General features: G+C 39.0%; 17 protein-coding genes. 15 read left to right on the top strand and 2 right to left on the bottom strand.

All coding sequences use genetic code 11. From position 1 onward, the window contains the following. The first annotated feature begins 22 nt into the window (after positions 1-22). The 10 genes from ftsY (at position 23) to fdhF (ending at position 10,434) form a co-directional block, all read left to right on the top strand. A complete protein-coding gene (ftsY, locus tag H0Z36_RS07725; RefSeq protein WP_296865177.1) occupies positions 23-1,180 on the top strand; it encodes a signal recognition particle-docking protein FtsY in 1,158 nt (385 codons plus the stop codon). A 17-nt stretch (positions 1,181-1,197) separates the two neighbouring features. Next, complete coding sequence (mtnP, locus tag H0Z36_RS07720) at positions 1,198-1,989, top strand: S-methyl-5'-thioadenosine phosphorylase (RefSeq protein WP_296865175.1); 792 nt, start codon at positions 1,198-1,200, stop codon at positions 1,987-1,989. Next, positions 1,989-3,020 (top strand): S-methyl-5-thioribose-1-phosphate isomerase, encoded by a 1,032-nt coding sequence (gene mtnA, locus H0Z36_RS07715; RefSeq protein WP_296865337.1) that lies wholly within the window; start codon positions 1,989-1,991, stop codon positions 3,018-3,020. The genes mtnP and mtnA overlap by 1 nt, the downstream gene beginning before the upstream one ends. Positions 3,021-3,024: 4 nt before the next feature. Continuing rightward, complete coding sequence (locus H0Z36_RS07710; RefSeq protein WP_296865173.1) at positions 3,025-3,675, top strand: class II aldolase/adducin family protein; 651 nt, start codon at positions 3,025-3,027, stop codon at positions 3,673-3,675. Positions 3,676-3,707: 32 nt separating this feature from the next. Next, positions 3,708-5,003: an amidohydrolase gene (locus H0Z36_RS07705; RefSeq protein WP_296865171.1), complete on the top strand. Its 1,296-nt coding sequence runs from the start codon at positions 3,708-3,710 to the stop codon at positions 5,001-5,003. Between the two features lie 13 nt (positions 5,004-5,016). Beyond that, the gene (gene mobB / locus H0Z36_RS07700; protein ID WP_296865169.1) at positions 5,017-5,508 is read left to right on the top strand and encodes a molybdopterin-guanine dinucleotide biosynthesis protein B; all 492 of its coding nucleotides are present in this window, start codon (positions 5,017-5,019) and stop codon (positions 5,506-5,508) included. A gap of 78 nt (positions 5,509-5,586) precedes the next feature. Then, complete coding sequence (locus H0Z36_RS07695; protein WP_296865167.1) at positions 5,587-5,952, top strand: DUF134 domain-containing protein; 366 nt, start codon at positions 5,587-5,589, stop codon at positions 5,950-5,952. Positions 5,953-6,035: 83 nt separating this feature from the next. After that, positions 6,036-6,485: an NAD(P)H-dependent oxidoreductase subunit E gene (locus H0Z36_RS07690; protein WP_296865165.1), complete on the top strand. Its 450-nt coding sequence runs from the start codon at positions 6,036-6,038 to the stop codon at positions 6,483-6,485. Between the two features lie 11 nt (positions 6,486-6,496). After that, entirely contained in the window at positions 6,497-7,717 is a 1,221-nt protein-coding gene (gene nuoF, locus H0Z36_RS07685; protein ID WP_296865163.1) for an NADH-quinone oxidoreductase subunit NuoF, read from the top strand. Between the two features lie 20 nt (positions 7,718-7,737). After that, positions 7,738-10,434, top strand: a complete 2,697-nt coding sequence (gene fdhF, locus H0Z36_RS07680; RefSeq protein WP_296865161.1) for a formate dehydrogenase subunit alpha — start codon at positions 7,738-7,740, stop codon at positions 10,432-10,434. Between the two features lie 170 nt (positions 10,435-10,604). Here the strand turns inward: fdhF and H0Z36_RS07675 are convergent, their stop codons facing one another. After that, a complete protein-coding gene (locus H0Z36_RS07675) occupies positions 10,605-11,540 on the bottom strand; it encodes a DUF5692 family protein (RefSeq protein ID WP_296865159.1) in 936 nt (311 codons plus the stop codon). 105 nt (positions 11,541-11,645) lie between these two features. Beyond that, a complete protein-coding gene (locus tag H0Z36_RS07670) occupies positions 11,646-12,503 on the bottom strand; it encodes a hypothetical protein (protein ID WP_296865157.1) in 858 nt (285 codons plus the stop codon). Positions 12,504-12,687: 184 nt separating this feature from the next. Between H0Z36_RS07670 and H0Z36_RS07665 the strand changes: the two genes are divergently transcribed. From H0Z36_RS07665 to ablB, 5 genes are all read left to right on the top strand, one after another. After that, on the top strand, positions 12,688-13,302 hold the full coding sequence (locus H0Z36_RS07665; RefSeq protein WP_296865155.1) for a TetR/AcrR family transcriptional regulator: 615 nt from the start codon (positions 12,688-12,690) through the stop codon (positions 13,300-13,302). Between the two features lie 23 nt (positions 13,303-13,325). Further along, a complete protein-coding gene (lspA, locus tag H0Z36_RS07660) occupies positions 13,326-13,769 on the top strand; it encodes a signal peptidase II (RefSeq protein WP_296865154.1) in 444 nt (147 codons plus the stop codon). A gap of 2 nt (positions 13,770-13,771) precedes the next feature. Beyond that, positions 13,772-14,695, top strand: a complete 924-nt coding sequence (locus H0Z36_RS07655) for an RluA family pseudouridine synthase (RefSeq protein ID WP_296865152.1) — start codon at positions 13,772-13,774, stop codon at positions 14,693-14,695. A 238-nt stretch (positions 14,696-14,933) separates the two neighbouring features. Next, on the top strand, positions 14,934-16,196 hold the full coding sequence (ablA, locus tag H0Z36_RS07650) for a lysine 2,3-aminomutase (protein WP_296865150.1): 1,263 nt from the start codon (positions 14,934-14,936) through the stop codon (positions 16,194-16,196). Beyond that, positions 16,189-17,094: a putative beta-lysine N-acetyltransferase gene (gene ablB / locus H0Z36_RS07645; protein WP_296865148.1), complete on the top strand. Its 906-nt coding sequence runs from the start codon at positions 16,189-16,191 to the stop codon at positions 17,092-17,094. The genes ablA and ablB overlap by 8 nt, the downstream gene beginning before the upstream one ends. The last annotated feature ends 55 nt before the right edge of the window (positions 17,095-17,149 follow it).

The following is a 17,149-nucleotide window of genomic DNA, read 5'->3' as shown; positions in this document are numbered from 1 at the left end:
TTAAAGGATGGAGGATGGAACTATGGCTTTTTTCGACAGGTTTAAAGGAAAGAAAAAAACAGAAAGGCAAGAGGAACAAAGGGAGGAATTAAGAGAAGAAGCTAAAGCTAAAGTTGTAGATGAAGAAGATTTTGAGGTTGATGAGCCAGTAAAAGAAATAGTGCGTGACGAAATAACTGTTGAGAAAGAAACTTCAGAAGAAGCAGTTAAGTCTATTAATGAAATGGATGAAAAAGGGAACAAGCCTTCTAAGAAGGGATTGTTCGATCGTTTTAAGAAAGGCTTGGGCAAAACCAGGGTTAATATAAGTGATAAAATAGTTAATCTTGTAAAGACTAATAAAAAACTGGATGAAGATTTTTTTGAAGGCTTAGAAGATATTTTGATACAGGCTGATGTAGGAGTAGAAACTTCGCTTGAATTAGTGGAAAATATACGAAGGGCGGCCAAAAAGAACAAAATAGCCGATTCTTCCCGAATCATGGAGCTTATTAAAGAGGAAGCCGTTAAAATTTTGGGCGATTATGATACAGGCATTAATGTTGATATTCAGGAAAAACCAGCAGTTGTTTTGGTGGTAGGAGTTAACGGAGCAGGTAAGACTACTTCTATTGCCAAGCTTGCTTACAGGTTCAAACAGGAGAATAAGAAAGTTTTATTAGTGGCAGCCGACACTTTCAGGGCAGCTGCCATAGACCAGCTCAGCATATGGGCTGACCGGGTAGGGGTTGAGATTATTAAACATCAGGAAGGTGCTGATCCGGGGGCAGTAGTTTTTGATGCGCTTAATGCTGCTAAAGCCAGAAAATCTGATATAGTTATTATAGATACAGCAGGCAGGCTGCAGAATAAAACTAATCTTATGAAGGAAATAAGCAAAGTTAGAAAAATAATAGAAAGAGAAATTCCTTCTGCTCCTCATGAGGTGCTTTTAGTTGTAGATGCTACTACCGGACAGAATGCAGTAAGTCAGGCTAAGATTTTTAAGGAAGCTACCGGGGTATCGGGAATAATCCTGACTAAATTGGATGGAACTGCTAAAGGTGGTATAGTATTATCTATTTCTAAAGAATTAGGCATACCGGTAAAAATGGTAGGCATTGGTGAAGGTATGGAAGATTTGCGCGAATTTGATCCGGTCCTATTTGCTGAAGCGCTCTTCAATGTAAAAGAAGAATAAGAAGGAGGAGATATTTAATGCCTGAAGTTGCTATTATAGGGGGAACCGGGGTTTATGATCCAGCTCTTTTAGAAGATTCCAGAGAGCAGGTTGAGTCTACTCCTTATGGTGAAGTTAGACTTATCATAGGAAAATATGAAGAAATGGAGGTAGCTTTTATTGCCCGTCATGGAGAGAAACACAGTGTTCCGCCTCATCTGGTAAATTACCGGGCTAATATTATGGCATTAAAGCAGATAGGGATTAAAAATATAATTGCTACTGCAGCAGTTGGCTCACTCAATTATGATTTAAAACCAGGACATTATGTTCTGGCAGACCAGTTTTTAGATTTTACCAAAAGCCGCAAAAATACTTTTTATGAAGGCGGAGAAGAAGGAGTAGTTCATTGTGATATGACGGTTCCTTACTGTCCGGAAATAAGGGACGCAATTGAAAAGGCAGGAAAAGAACTTGGCCTTACCATCCACAATGGCGGGGTATATGTATGTACTGAAGGTCCCCGTTTTGAAACAGCGGCTGAAATTGCAATGTTTAAAATGTTAGGCGGGTCAGTTATAGGGATGACTAGTGTGCCGGAGGTTTGTTTGGCGCGTGAGTTAGGTATGTGTTATGGAAATATATCGATTATTACTAATTTTGCAGCTGGGATTTCTCCCAATATTTTGACACACAGTGAAGTGGTAGATATGATTAAAGAAAGCATAAATGAGGTAAGAAAGCTTATTATGTCAAGTCTTAAATATATTCCGAAAGAAAAGAAATGCGATTGTGCCAAGATACTAAATGAAAAAGGGGTTATGAAATGATAAAAACAGTATATTTTGAAGACGATGTTGTAGTAGTATTAGACCAAAGAAAGCTTCCTGGTGAAGTGGTTTATGAAAAGTTGGATACGGTAGAAAAAGTGGCAGAAGCCATTAAGCTTCTTATGGTGAGAGGAGCTCCTCTCATTGGAGTCACAGCTGCTTTCGGATTGGCTATGGCTGTTTCTCAGTTTAAGGGGAGCCGTGAAGAGCTTAAGAGCTATTTTAAACAGGCTAAAGATCTTTTGGCTTCTACCCGTCCTACTGCAGTCAATCTTTTCTGGGCATTAAACAGAATGGAACAGGTTTTTAATCAATATGCAGGTGAAGATGTAGAAATTATTAAGAAAAAGCTTAAACAGACGGCACTCAAGATGTATGAGGAAGATATAAAGGTTAATGAAGCGATAGGTGAATACGGGAGTGAGCTTTTGCCTGTTTCAGCCCGGGTAATGACTATATGCAATGCCGGGGCAGCAGCTACCTGTGGTTTTGGCACTGCACTGGGAGTTGTAAGGGCTGGATTTAATAAAGGAAGGGTAGATAAAGTTTGGGCATGTGAAACAAGACCTGTGCTTCAGGGGGCGCGGCTTACCGTATGGGAACTTATACAGGATAATATACCTGTAACCCTTATAACTGACAATATGGCCGGGTATGTTATGAATTTGGGAAATGTAGATGTGGTTGTTGTCGGGGCAGACCGGATTGCTGCTAATGGGGATACGGCCAATAAAATAGGGACTTATTCCCTGGCTGTTCTTGCTTACCATCATAATATACCTTTTTATGTGGCTGCTCCCCTTTCTACCATTGATTTGAATATAGGAAGCGGAGGGGATATTCCGATTGAAGAGCGGGATAAGGATGAGGTCCGAAAGATAAAGGATTTTTATATTACAGTCGAGGATGTGGATGTTTTTAATCCTGCTTTTGATGTTACTCCCAACCATCTTATAAAAGGAATAATTACGGAAAAAGGGGTAATAACTCCGCCTTTTTCTGAAGGTATAAAAATGCTTAAAGGGAAGTGATGGTATGCGTTGTGTTGAAGCGAGGCGCGAAGTATGCAAGACAGCCAGGGAGATTTATGAGGCCAGGCTGGTTCCGGGAACCTGGGGAAATGTAAGTGCCCTGGTAGATGATTTGATGGTAATAACCCCCAGCGGTATGGATTACGGAACTTTGAGCCATGAAGATATGGTGGTTGTTGACCTTGAAGGTCGGGTAGTAGAAGGCTTTTTTAAGCCTTCGGTAGAAACTGTTTTGCATCTGGCTATCTATAAAAATCGTCCGGATATAAAAGGGATTGTCCATGTGCACAGCCCTTATGCTACGGCTTTTGCGGTTGCCAGACGTCCTATTCCGATAATATTGGAGGAAACTGCTCAGGCAGTAGGGCACGAAATACCCGTAGCACCTTATGCGCACTGTGGGACAGAAGAACTGGCTGAAAATGTAGTTAAAACTTTGGAAAATAATAAAAAAGCGGTATTACTTGCTAACCATGGGCTTATTGCCGGAGATGTTTCACCTTCCGCTGCCCTTAATGTATGTTATATTGCGGAAAGAACAGCTATGATAACCTTTTATGCCCAGCATTTAGGCAATATAAATGTGCTTTCATCTGATGATATAAAATACCTTCATGAAAAGTTTAAGACTTATGGACAAAGCAAAGATAAATAATTATTTTTCATATAGAGAGGGAGGCTGTGTGCATGGAAATTTTACTTAAGGATATAAGCATTATTACGATGAATGAAGCTGATGAAATAATAGAAAAAGGTTATTTAGTAATAAGCGGCGATAAAATTAAGGAAATCGGCGAAGGGGATGCACCAGGAGGCAGTTTTGATAAGATAATTGAAGGCGGGAATAAGCTGGCTATGCCTGGCTTTATCAATACCCATACTCATGCAGCTATGACTCTCCTTAGAGGATATGCTGATGACCTGCCTTTAATGGAGTGGCTGCAGACTAAAATTTGGCCTTTGGAGGAAAAACTGACTGAAGAGCATATCTACTGGGGAACTATGCTGGCTATTGCCGAAATGATAAAGTCGGGTACTACAACTTTTGCCGATATGTATTTTTGTATGGATGAAGTTGCTAAAGCGGTGGAAAAAACCGGGATGCGGGCAGTTTTATCCCGGGGCATGGTGGGAATTGGGCTGCAAAGTGAGCTGGCTTTAAAACAAAGTGAAGAGCTTATAAAAACATGGCATAATGGGGCTGATGGCAGGATTACTTTTATGCTGGGACCTCATGCTCCTTATACCTGTCCGCCTAATTATTTGAAAAAAGTTATTGCTCTGGCGGAAAAGACTGGTGTAGGTATACATATTCACGTTGCTGAAACTAAAACTGAATTTGAAGATATCAAAAAACAGTATGGAAAAACTCCGGTAGAACATTTAGAAAGCTTAGGGCTTTTCAATTACAAGGTTCTGGCTGCTCATTGTGTTCATCTTACTGAAAATGATATGGAAATAATGAACAAGCATAATGTAGGGGTAGCTCACAATCCTGAAAGCAATATGAAGCTGGCGAGTGGTATAGCTCCTGTGCCTCAGATGCTCAAAAAGGGGATTACAGTAGCTTTAGGCACGGACGGAGCATCCAGCAACAATAATCTGGACATGCTTCAGGAAATGAGAACCTGTGCCCTTTTACATAAGGTCAATACTATGGATCCCACAGTCTTACCGGCTTATGAGGCATTAAAGATAGCGACTGCTAATGGAGCAAAAGTTTTAGGTTTAGAGAAAAAGATAGGGAAACTTGAGACAGGGAAAAAAGCAGATATCATTATTTTAGATTTAGATGCCCCTCATATAATGCCCAGATATGACTTGGTGGCTAATGTTGTTTATGCAGCCCAGGCTGGTGATGTGAATACAGTAATAATTGATGGGAAAATAGTTATGGAAAACAGGGAAATAAAGACCTTCGATGAAAAAGAAGTGCTAGATAAAGCTGCCAGAATCGGATGGCAGCTTGTAAAGGGCTATTAAACGGTGATATAATATGAAACCGGTGATTTCTTTTGTAGGTTGGCATAATGCTGGTAAGACTACGCTTCTTACCAGGGTGGCATCCTTTATGGAACAAAAAGGAGTAAGAACAGCAGTTATAAAACATGCCCATCATGGTATCGATATAGATGTTACCAATGATTCAGGAAAGTTGTTTAGAGGTGGAATTCCTTTAGTTTTGACGGTTTGTGATGATGTGGAGATAGTATACCGGCGTAATTCTTCACCGCGCTCATTAAACCAGATTATTGCAGAAGTTGCGCCTTATGCTGATTTAATAATTACCGAAGGATACAAAAAGGCAGGTTACCCTGCAGTTGAGGTATTAAGAAAAGATATAAGCACTGAGTATTTAAATCTACCCAGCATAATAGCGAGGGTAGCTGATTTTAAAGTAGATGATGGGAAAGGAACCATAAAAGTATTTGCTTTTGAACAAATAGAAGAGCTTACAGATTATCTCTTGAAATTTTTCAATATATAAATAAGCCAATAGAGGTTGATTTTTAAGGGCAAATATTTGATAATTCTAGTTATTCCTATATTTTGCAGGAGGTTTTACATGCCGAGAAGGGTTAAGTGTCGCAGAGTGGGACATATTCCCCGGGCTAACTGCTTTAAGCCGGCAGGGATACCGGGATATGAATTAGAGGAAGTTATTTTAAAAATAGAAGAGGCAGAAGCCTTGCGCCTTAAAGATTTATTAGGCTATGATCAGGTGAGGTGTGCAGAAGAAATGCAGGTTTCCCGGACTACCTTTCAGCGCATTTTGGTTGAAGCTCATCGCAAGGTGGCTGATGCTATTATAAATTCTAAGGTTTTAGTTTTAGAAGGCGGAAACTATGAACTGCACGGACATTATCGTGAAGGCAGGCACAAAGGCTTATATAATGATGAGGAGGAAGACGATAAGGGAAGCGATTTATAACTAGATTCATGCAAGGGGTGAAGGACAGCCTTAACGGTTGTCCTTTTTATTTGTTATTTTTTTCACTTAAGGAGGATGATATAGTGGGGAAAAGTTTTGAGGAAATTATAGCACCATTTAAAGACAAAAAAGGGGGAATTATCGAAGCTTTTCATGCTTTGCAAAAGGAATATAATTTTATTCCTCAGGAAGCTCTAAAAGAAACAGCAAGGATTTTTAGAATTCCTGAAGCAGAAGCCTATGGTATAGCAACTTTTTATACTCATTTTTCGATTGAAAAAAGGGGCAAATATATTATACGCATGTGTGAAAGTGCTCCATGTCATGTAGCGGGAGCTGATAAGGTTCTTAAGGCATTAGAAAGTTATCTGGGAATAAAAGCAGGGGAGACTACCCCGGATGGCAAATTTACTTTAGAACTTTGTGAATGTGTAGGACAGTGTCAGGCTACACCGGTTATAACCATAAATGGCGAACCTGAACTTAATGTTACTCCAGAAAAAATTCCGCAGATTTTAAGTAAATATGAATAAGGGGGAGAAGTATGAAAGGGGAAAAGCGCATAATACTGGAATATGCTGATAAGATAAACCCGGAAAAGGCAGAGGATTATATTAAAGTAGGCGGATATAAAGGATTAGAAAAGGCCCGCCGCATGAAACCAAAAAAGATTATTGAAGAAGTAAAAAAATCTAATCTCAGAGGACGTGGGGGTGCAGGTTTTAATACCGGAATGAAGTGGAGTTTTATTCCAGAAAATGCTCCCATAAAGTATGTAGTGTGCAATTTGGATGAAGGTGAACCTGGAACTTATAAAGATCGCATTATATGTGAAAAAAATGCTCAAGCCTTGCTGGAAGGGATGGCAATATGTGCGACAGCTATTGGAGCTGAAAAAGGCTATATATACTGTCGTGGAGAATATCCTTATATAGTAAAACTTTTGAATAATGCGATTAAAAGTGCTAAAGAAATAGGTGCATTAGAAGATTTTGATATAGAAGTCAGAATGGGAGCAGGGGCTTATGTTTGCGGTGAAGAAACTGCGCTTATTGAATCTATTGAGGGACAACGTGGTGAACCCAGATTTAAGCCGCCTTTTCCCGGAGTAGAGGGTTTATGGGGAATGCCAACAGTTGTGAACAATGTTGAGACTTTTGCGTGCTTGCCTTATATTTTGGTTAATGGTGCTGAGTGGTTTGCTTCGATTGGTGCTCCTAATTATCCGGGGACGAAGATTTTGACTTTAACTGGAGATATTAATAATCCTACCTATTTCGAAGTTCCTACTGATTATCTTCTGTCTGATGTGATTTATGAATTAGGAGGAGGCATAAAAAGCGGCCGAGAATTAAAGGCGGTTCAGGTAGGAGGAAGTTCCGGTGCATTTATACCCAAGAAAAATATTGATACTCCGATTGATTTCGATTCTATGACTAAAATTGGGGCTTCTTTAGGTTCAGGGGCAGTTTTTGTTTTAGATGAAACCCGGGATATAGTAGATATAGCGACTAGAATTGCCAAATTTTTCAAGCATGAATCCTGCGGAAAATGTAACCCATGCAGGGAAGGTACTTTCCGTATGTATGAAATGATGACACGAATTAATAAGGGATTAGGCAAACCGGAGGACATAGAAAATATTTTAGTTTTGTCCCGGGTTATGCAAAAAGCATCCTTGTGTGGGTTGGGGCAGGCAGCTCCTATTCCTATAGAGACAAGTATAAAACATTTTAAATCGGATTATATGGCTAAATTAAACTAAGTGAGGGAGGAATTAGAAAAGTGATAAACCTTACCATAGATGGAAAAAATGTAACAGTTCCTCGAGGTACTATGCTTTTGGAGGCCTGCCGATTGGCAGGTGCTGATATACCTACTCTTTGTTATGATCCGGAGTTAAAGCTGGCAGGATCATGCCGCATGTGTGTAGTAGAAGTGGAAGGAAGGCGAACCTTGGCTGCGAGCTGTGTTACTCCGGCTGAAGAAGGTATGGTTGTACAAACGGAAAGTGAAGAGGTGGTTGAAGCAAGGAAGGTTATATTGGAGCTGCTTTTAGCCCGGCATAGGCTGGATTGCCATGTCTGTGAAAAAGATGGAAACTGCCGCCTTCAGGATTATTGCTACCGCTATGGAGTAAAAGACAGCAGATTCAAAGGGGAAGAGCCGCATTTTTATAAGGACGACCCCAACCCGTTTATTGAAAGGGATTATGATAAGTGCATAATGTGCACTAAATGTGTCCGGGCTTGTGCAGAAATTACGGGTGCGTTTGCTATAAACTTGAAAAACCGCGGACATGAAGTTGTGATTTCTACTGCTTTTGACGGTGGACTTAAAGATTCAACCTGTGTATTTTGCGGTCAATGTGTAATGGTATGTCCGGTAGGGGCTTTGGTGAGCAAGGTTGAAAAGGGACGTGGAAGAGATTATCAGACTGAAAAAGTCCGGACGATTTGTTCTTATTGTGGAACAGGATGTACTTTAGAACTCAAGGTTTTAAATGACCAGGTAGTAGGAGTAAATTCGGTCAGGGATGAAAGATTAAGCCCGGTCAATCGTGGGGCTTTATGTGTAAAAGGCCGTTTTGGCTGGGACTTTGTAAATTCAAAAGAAAGGCTTACCCAGCCTTTGGTAAGAAAAGATGGAGAATTAGTTCCGGTAAGCTGGGATGAAGCTTTAGATTATACAGCTTCCCGCTTAAAAGAGATAAAAGAAAGGTGGGGGGCTGGTTCTATGGCTGTATTTACTTCTGCCCGCACCACCAATGAAGAAAACTATCTGGCGCAGAAACTGGCTAGGGCGGTTATAGGAACTAATAATGTTGATCACTGTGCACGCCTCTGACATTCCGTTACTGTCGCCGGTCTTGGCGCAGCATTTGGCAGTGGAGCAATGACTAACAGTATAAAAGATTTAGAGGAAGAGGCAGAAGTTATTTTCCTTATTGGGACTAATACAACTGAAAATCATCCGGTAATAGGTTATAAGATAAGGCAAAATGTTTTAAAAAGAGGGGCTAAACTTATTGTAGCAGACCCAAGAAGGATTGAACTTGCTGATATAGCTGAAATTTACTTACCTTTTAAGCCGGGAACAGATATTGTGCTTTTGAATGCTATGATGAATGTGATTATAAAAGAAGATTTGCTGGATGAAGAGTTTATTGAGAAGCGGACAGAAGGCTTTGAAGAACTGAAAGCAACAGTTAAAAAATATACCCCTGAAATGGCGGAGGCTATATGTGGAGTGCCGGCAGAAGAAATTGTTAAGGCAGCCAGGTTGTATGCAAAAGCTGATAAAGCTGCTATCTGTTACTCTATGGGAGTTACCCAGCATAGCAAAGGGACTGATAATGTTTTTGCTATAGCTAACCTGGCTATGCTTACCGGTAATATTGGCAAGCCGGGAAGCGGAGTAAATCCTTTGCGGGGGCAGAATAATGTGCAGGGAGCCTGTGATATGGGAGGGCTGCCTGATGTTTATACTGGCTATCAGAAGGTAGAAGTAGAAGAAAACCGGATAAAGTTTGAAAAGGCATGGGGAGTAAAGCTTCCGCCTGAAAAAGGCTTAACTTTGACCGAAATAATAAATGAGGCAGTAAAAGGGAATATAAAAGCCATTTATATTATAGGAGAAAATCCAATGCTCAGCGACCCTGACAGCCGTCATGTGGAAGAGGCTTTAGATAATTTAGAATTTTTGGTGGTTCAAGATATTTTCCTTACAGAGACTGCACTTAAAGCAGATGTAGTTTTACCGGGGGCAAGCTTTGCTGAAAAAGATGGAACCTTTACCAACACGGAAAGAAGGGTGCAAAGGGTAAGAAAGGCAATAAAACCTAGAGGAAACGCAAAGCCGGACTGGCAAATTTTGTGTGAAGTAGCATCAAGAATGGGATATCCTATGCGTTATGATTCTCCTGAGGAGATATTTGAGGAAATAAGGAGCCTTACTCCTTCTTATGCCGGGATAACCTATGAGCGAATAGAAAAAAGCGGTATCCAGTGGCCTTGCCCTCACACAAATCATCTGGGAACTCCTATTCTTCATAAGGAAACATTTACGAGAGGTTTAGGCAAATTTCATCCGGTAGAATACAGAGAAGCGGCTGAGATGCCGGATGAGGAGTATCCTTTGATACTTACCACCGGGCGCAGCCTTTATCACTATCATACTGGAACTATGACCAGGAGGGTAGCGGCGATTGACCAGCATAGACCGCATAATGAGGTGGAGATAAATCCGCGTACTGCTGAAACGTACAATATAAAGGATGGTGATATGATAAAATTAAGCACTCGCCGCGGAAGTATTAAACTCAAAGCTAAAGTAACCGAAAACATAAAGGAAGGGATAGTATTTACTACTTTCCATTTTGGAGAAGCCGCGGCAAATCATCTGACTAATGCCAATTCCCTAGATCCGGTGGCTAAAATACCTGAATTTAAATTAGCAGCAGCCAAAATAGAAAAGATATAAATAATAATGGGGGAATGAATAACATATAAGATTTGGTAAAAATACCCGCCGGTAGTTTTAAAAATGCCGGCGGGTATTTTGTTCAGAAATTTATTTATTGATTTTCAATAAAAAATAAGCAGGCATTTGAATTTGTTACCTTCATTGCCTGCTTACTTTGGAGGAGAGAGTTAGATATTTTCAGCAACTGCTCTTTGATATGCCTTGGTATCTTTATAAACTTCCTCTCCCAGAGGATTAATTTTATGTTTGCGGATTTTGTTAAACTGATAAATTGCCAGTGCAACATTAGCAGCTAGAGCAAGGAAACTTACTGTAAAGAATGCAGCTGGATTGTGGGTAGTGTGAACAGGAGCTATGCGATCTACAAATTGAGGAACAGTCATAACAAACATGGCCCATAATGCCAGAGTTTGTGCGCGATGCTGCAACCATGCACCCTTTTTGATAAAGAAAGCAGGGATGGTGCAGGAAAGTAAAAGAATTAACCCACAGTAGAATGAATGGTCAGCTATGCAGTTGTATGTGTATGCGAAATTCCACAGGTCATAGGCAATAATCCAGGGCCAGATCATGTCAGGCCAGATCATGTCTTTGGTTCTGTCCTTGGAAATAAATATGCCATACCAACCGCAGATAGTCATGATGTTAAGTATTCCTGCTATGCCGTTCATTATATTCCAAGGCCCTGACATTACCCAGAGGTTGTTTATATATGCTCCTTCCCACGCACCGAAGGTGAAACATTGAAAATCGCGGATAACTGCTTCAAAGATATTAATTCCTAAAATTAGAGGTGGAAACCATAAGGCCCATTTTTTTTCTACCAAACCGGGAATAAAACGGAGAGCCATAAAACCAAGACATCCAGCAAGTGCTGAGTAAGTTTTGACCCAGTTGAACCAGTTGCCGGTTCCATATTCATTACCTGGTGCAGCAGTGGTTGGCCAAACAAGAATGGTTAAAACAATCGGGGTGATTAAAAAAAGAACAATACCTCCCCATTTGGTAGTTCGGCCGAGTTCATTAAATGCCATTAAGGCGAGAAGGACAAAAATTCCTATTCCCCAGCCGGTAAGTCCGATTTGTTCATATAAAATACCCATAAAAAATACCTCCTGTTTTTATTTTTAAAAATCAGGGATTGGACTGGCTTAAGGCCAGTCCAGATAATGAAATTAATTTTACATATAAGGATAAGGGGAATAAATTTAAGCGAGAGCAACTTCTTCATTTTCTGCTTGTTTTTCTACTCTTCCGCGTCTGAAGCTTACATCGGCTTTACCGGTGTGAAGCTGCCACATATGCCAGAGTGTGTAAGGAATTATCATTATGCCGTTAATGATTCCCCATACCTTTAGGACTTCCAGGTTATGGAATGGCGCAGCATTCATAAGTGTCGGGAAAAGATCAACGAAGCATGCCCGCAATAAAAGGTGAATAGCTAAAGTATATACGCGTGCTATGATATAAAGCTCGGGACGACCTTTAATAATTGGATACAATTCAGCTGCCAGAAGAATGCAGACCGAACTGAAGAAATATACCGGGCTTTCTGCATATACGAAGCATGCATTCCATGAAGTGTAGATAAAATTCCAAGCTGCAGTTGTATAAGCGATTAAATCGCCATGAGGTTCTGTGGATATCTTCCAGAATTTAGGGGGGAACGGTATTGTAAGGCAGAGTAATAAACCGCATAATGCATTGAAATAATTGCCCATAGTTGCATCTTTAATGGTTGCTTCCAGAATGTTCAGGAATAATATACAGTATAAGAACCATAAGAGCCAGTCCTTTTGCAAAAACTCCCAAAATTTACCTTTTCTCTGTTCGTATACTGAAATGCGGGCTAAGCCTACAACGATAGTCGGGAGGATTACACTTAAAATCTTGGCCCAACGGAACCAACCCTCTACGCCGTTAAACCATAGCGGGAAGGTCAAAAGTGAAGCCAAAAAGAAGTACATGGAAAGCTTATAGTGTTTTCTCATAAAAGCGATGAAGAACAACAGAAAAGCAATGTAGGCAGACATTGAAACTACATACTGCCAGGCCGGTATTGCCATAAAAAACCCTCCTTTAAATTAAAAATAAAATATAACATAACGGACGTTCGGTTTGTAAATAAAATAACAAAGATTTATAATAAAGTCAATGACAAAAAAGCAGTTTTGATTAAGTTATTTTTAATTTAAGTTTGTGTTATTATATTAATGTGCTCAAAAGCCATATTATGGAGGAGTTAATATAATGAGTTCTGAGAGCAGAGAAAAAATAATAGAGGCAGCCCGCAAGGTTATAAGCGAGAATGGAATAGCCGGAGCGACTGTGCGGAGCATTGCTAAAGAGGCTGGAGTAAGTACAGGAGCTATATACCATTATTATGCTTCCAAAGAAGATATTTTGTATGACATTATTGATGAAAGCTTGACTGCCTCTGCAAGGGTTGCCGAAAAATCAAAAGAGGGAAAGAGCAACCGTGAAGAAATTATAAAAGATGTTTATGACAATCTTATGGAAAGGTTTAAAAAAACGGCTGAAAACAAGCTGCAGTTTTATCTGACCCATGAAGTTATGTTAGGGAATAGCCAGCTGGAAGAAAGATTCCAGAAAAAATATGATGAATGGATAAGCCGGATTGAAGACATTTTAGTTAATACTTATGGAGCCGAGGAAAATATATTTACCCGGGCTCTTGCCGCTTGGCTTTTAGCTGCTGTTGATGGTATGGTTTTACAGGATTTGCTTAATGCAAAAGGAGCAGATGATGAAACCATTATGCGGGTTTTCTTTTTACTTTTGGAGGAAGGTATTCCTCATTTTTTAACTTTACTTAAACAATTGGAGCAGATTCCCGATAATTAAACGTTTGGAATAGAGGGAGAAAAATGCGGTTTTTTTTAACTATGGTAATCATGCTTATGGTAGATCAGCTCAGCAAATACTGGGTAGTTACCAATTTCAATTTAGGAGAAAAATGGACCATTATCGAAGGGATTTTAAGCTTTACTTATATCCATAATCCAGGAGCTGCTTTTGGATTAATGGAAGGAAAAATTTGGTTTTTTATCTTTGCTGCCTTTATGGTGGTAGCAGGCATGATTTATTATGACAGTAAATATAATCCTCCTGATATAATTAAGTATGCTCTGGGGCTTATTGCAGGAGGAGCTTTGGGCAACTTAGTTGACCGTATTTTTTACAAAAGCGTGATTGATTTCATAAGTGTAGGTTGGTGGCCGGTTTTTAATATTGCTGATATAGGTATTGTAGTGGGGAGTATTGTTATTTTTATATTTTTATTATACCAGGAAAGAGGAAATGGGGCATAAAAATGAGCAGTATAGAGATTATTCTGGTAGGCGAGGAATCAGAAAGAGAGAGATTAGATGTTTTTATAGCTGATTATTTTACTCAGCTTTCCAGATCGAATGTGCAGAACCTTATTTCTAATAAAAAGGTGATGGTAGATGGCGAATTTAAGAAAGCAAGTTATCGGGTGAGGGAAGGCGAAAAAATTACCGTAGAAATTCCCGAACCGCAGAAAATAGAGGTAAAGCCTCAAAATATTCCTCTGGAAATTATTTATCAGGATAAAGATATAGCAATTATAAACAAACCAAAAAATATGGTGGTTCATCCAGCTCATGGGAACTGGGATAATACTTTGGTAAATGCACTTTTATATCATATTAAAGATTTATCAGGCATAAATGGAGAATTAAGGCCTGGTATTGTTCATCGTCTGGATAAAGATACTTCCGGAGTTATGGTAGTTGCCAAAAATGATGTGGCTCATCGCAATTTAGCAGAACAAATAAAAGAACATACTATAAATCGGGAATATATTGCACTGGTGCATGGAGTAATCAAAGAAAATCTGGGAACTATCGAAGCACCTATCGGAAGAAGCAAAACTGACCGCAAAAAAATGGCGGTAGTTCTCGATGGCAAGCCGGCAATAAGCCATTATCAAGTTTTAGAAAGGTTTGATAATTATACCCTGGTTAAAGTAAAGCTTATGACAGGAAGAACCCATCAGATAAGGGTGCATTTTTCCCATATCAAACATCCTGTAGTTGGTGATCCGCTTTATGGTCCTGAAAAAAAACATCTGGGGTTTGATTCACAAGCTTTACATGCTTACTTATTAGGTTTTAACCATCCTTCTACGGGAGAGTATATGGAGTTTATTTCACCTTTGCCTGAGTATTTTGAGAAAGTGCTTGAGAAATTGAGGAAAAGTGAAAAAGGATAATTTGTTTTAGTAGTATTTGCCATTTATTTTGAGCATTTACCAGTATTTATAGCATATTTTATTCCTAACAATTCATATGTGTCCATAGATATTATATCATTTGATTATCATAAAACATAAAATTTGAATAACTTTATAAATAAACTTATAATTAACCAAAGCAAAACTTTTTGTTTTGGTTAATATTTTTTTTGTTTTTCTCCGGGAGGTGTTTACCATTTCTAAACTGAACTACACTTTGCATGATAATATTTTGGACAGGAATTGGAATGACTGGCACTGGCAGCTCAATAATCGTATCACTGATATAGAACAATTAAAAAAAATTATAAGCATAACCCCTGAAAATGAAAAAAAGATAAAAAAAGCCGTGGAAATTTTCCCAATGGCAATAACTCCATACTATGCATCATTGATGGATTATGAAAATCCTGAATGTCCTATACGGATTCAAGCCATTCCCAGTGTCGAAGAGCTTATAACCAGTGAATACGAACTCGATGATCCATTATCAGAGGATCAGGATTCCCCTGTGCCTCATCTTACTCATCGCTATCCTGATCGTGTTCTTTTGTTGGTTACTAATGAATGTGCTATGTACTGCCGCCATTGTACCCGCAAACGTAAAGTAGGAGAAAAAGATAAGCCTATAAGCAAATTTGATATTCAAAAAGCTGTTAATTACATAAGAAAAAATCCTCAAATACGAGATGTTTTGCTTTCGGGCGGAGATCCTTTTCTTTTATCGACTGAAAGATTGGAAGAAATCATTGCTGAAATAAGAAGTATTCCTCATGTAGAAATTATCCGCATTGGCACCAGGACTCCAGTAGTTCTTCCCATGCGCATTGATACCAAATTGGTAAATATGCTGAAAAAGTATCATCCTATATGGATTAACACCCATTTTAATCATCCTAAGGAAATTACCCCTCAAGCTGAACAAGCCCTTGCGATGCTCGCCGATGCTGGTATTCCTTTAGGTAATCAGTCGGTACTTCTTAAAGGTGTAAATGATTGTCCGATAATAATGCGTGAATTGGTGCATAAACTTGTAAAAAATCGTGTTCGTCCATATTATCTGTATCAGTGTGATTTATCGCGGGGTATTGAACATTTTAGAACCCCTGTGGCTAAAGGTGTTGAGATATTAGAAAGGCTCATAGGACATACTTCAGGACTTGCAGTTCCTACTTTTGTGGTTGACGCTCCAGGTGGAGGCGGCAAAATTCCGGTGCTACCGAATTATGTATTGTCTTGTTCTCCGCGCAAAACAGTTTTACGCAACTATGAAGGAGTTATTTGTGTTTATACAGAACCGGAAGACCAGTCTTCTTCTTGTCCACTAGGATGCAACATTTGCAATGCGGGAAAATACAATACCTGTAATGAAATTGGACTGGAAAAGTTATACAGCGATAGTAATAATATAATAAGTCTTATTCCTGAAGGTAATTATCGAAAGCTCAGGAAGGAGGAAACGAAAAGAAATAATGATTGATAATACAGATTCTGACGTTCAGCAGCCAATTAATATACTTTTTTCAGATGTTTCAGAACAAGTCTGTAGAATTCGGGGTAAAGATTTTTACTGTTTAGCAGAGATCTCTGATCATAACCAGCGTATTTATTTACGGGACTATGAAATCCGTGATAAAACGTCTTTTAGAAATATGATTTTTACTTTAGAGTCTCTGATTTCCCGAAGATCTTACAGTAAGATATGGGGGAAAATTCCTCAGTCTGATGTCCTGCTATTTTCCGAATTTGGTTTTGTTCAGGAAGCCAGGATAGTCAACTATTTTAGAAAAAGAGAAGATGCTGTAGTCTGTTCGAAATTCTGGTTTGACCGTAATCACTCGCATTCTTCAGAAAAAAACAGCCAAATATTACAATTAATACAAAAATATAATCCTGAAATAATAAATCTTGAATTACCTGATGGGTATATGTTTAAATTTGCCGAAATACAAGATTTACCGGGATTAGCCCGACTTTATGATCAAGTTTTTTTAACTTATCCTTATCCTATAACAGATTATAAATATTTAGCTTCCACTATGGATCATGTTATTTATGGCTTGATATATAAAGGTGATTTAATAGTAGCGGCAGCTTCAGCTGAGATTAACTTTCATCTTAAAAATGCGGAAATGACGGATTTTGCTACTCTGCCTTCTGAACGGGGTAAAAAGCTGGCTTCTATAATACTTAGAAAATTAGAGGAAAATCTTTATCATAAAGGTATAACAACATTATACAGCATTGCACGCAGCACTTCTCCGGGGATTAATTTACTCTTTGCCGGGGCAGGTTATAAATATACTGGAACCTTAATAAACAATTGTAATATTGACGGTAATTTAGAAGACATGAATGTATTTTGCAAAACATTATGATGTTTTTCGAGTAGAAAAATAGAAAAAGTCCTTGACATATATGGGAAGTTAATTT

This window comes from Thermosyntropha sp. (assembly GCF_017656155.1).
In the GTDB taxonomy this organism is placed as follows: Bacteria; Bacillota; Syntrophomonadia; order Syntrophomonadales; family Syntrophomonadaceae; genus Thermosyntropha.
Note: the sequence above shows the minus strand (reverse complement) of the source record. Positions and strands in the feature narration are given on the sequence as shown.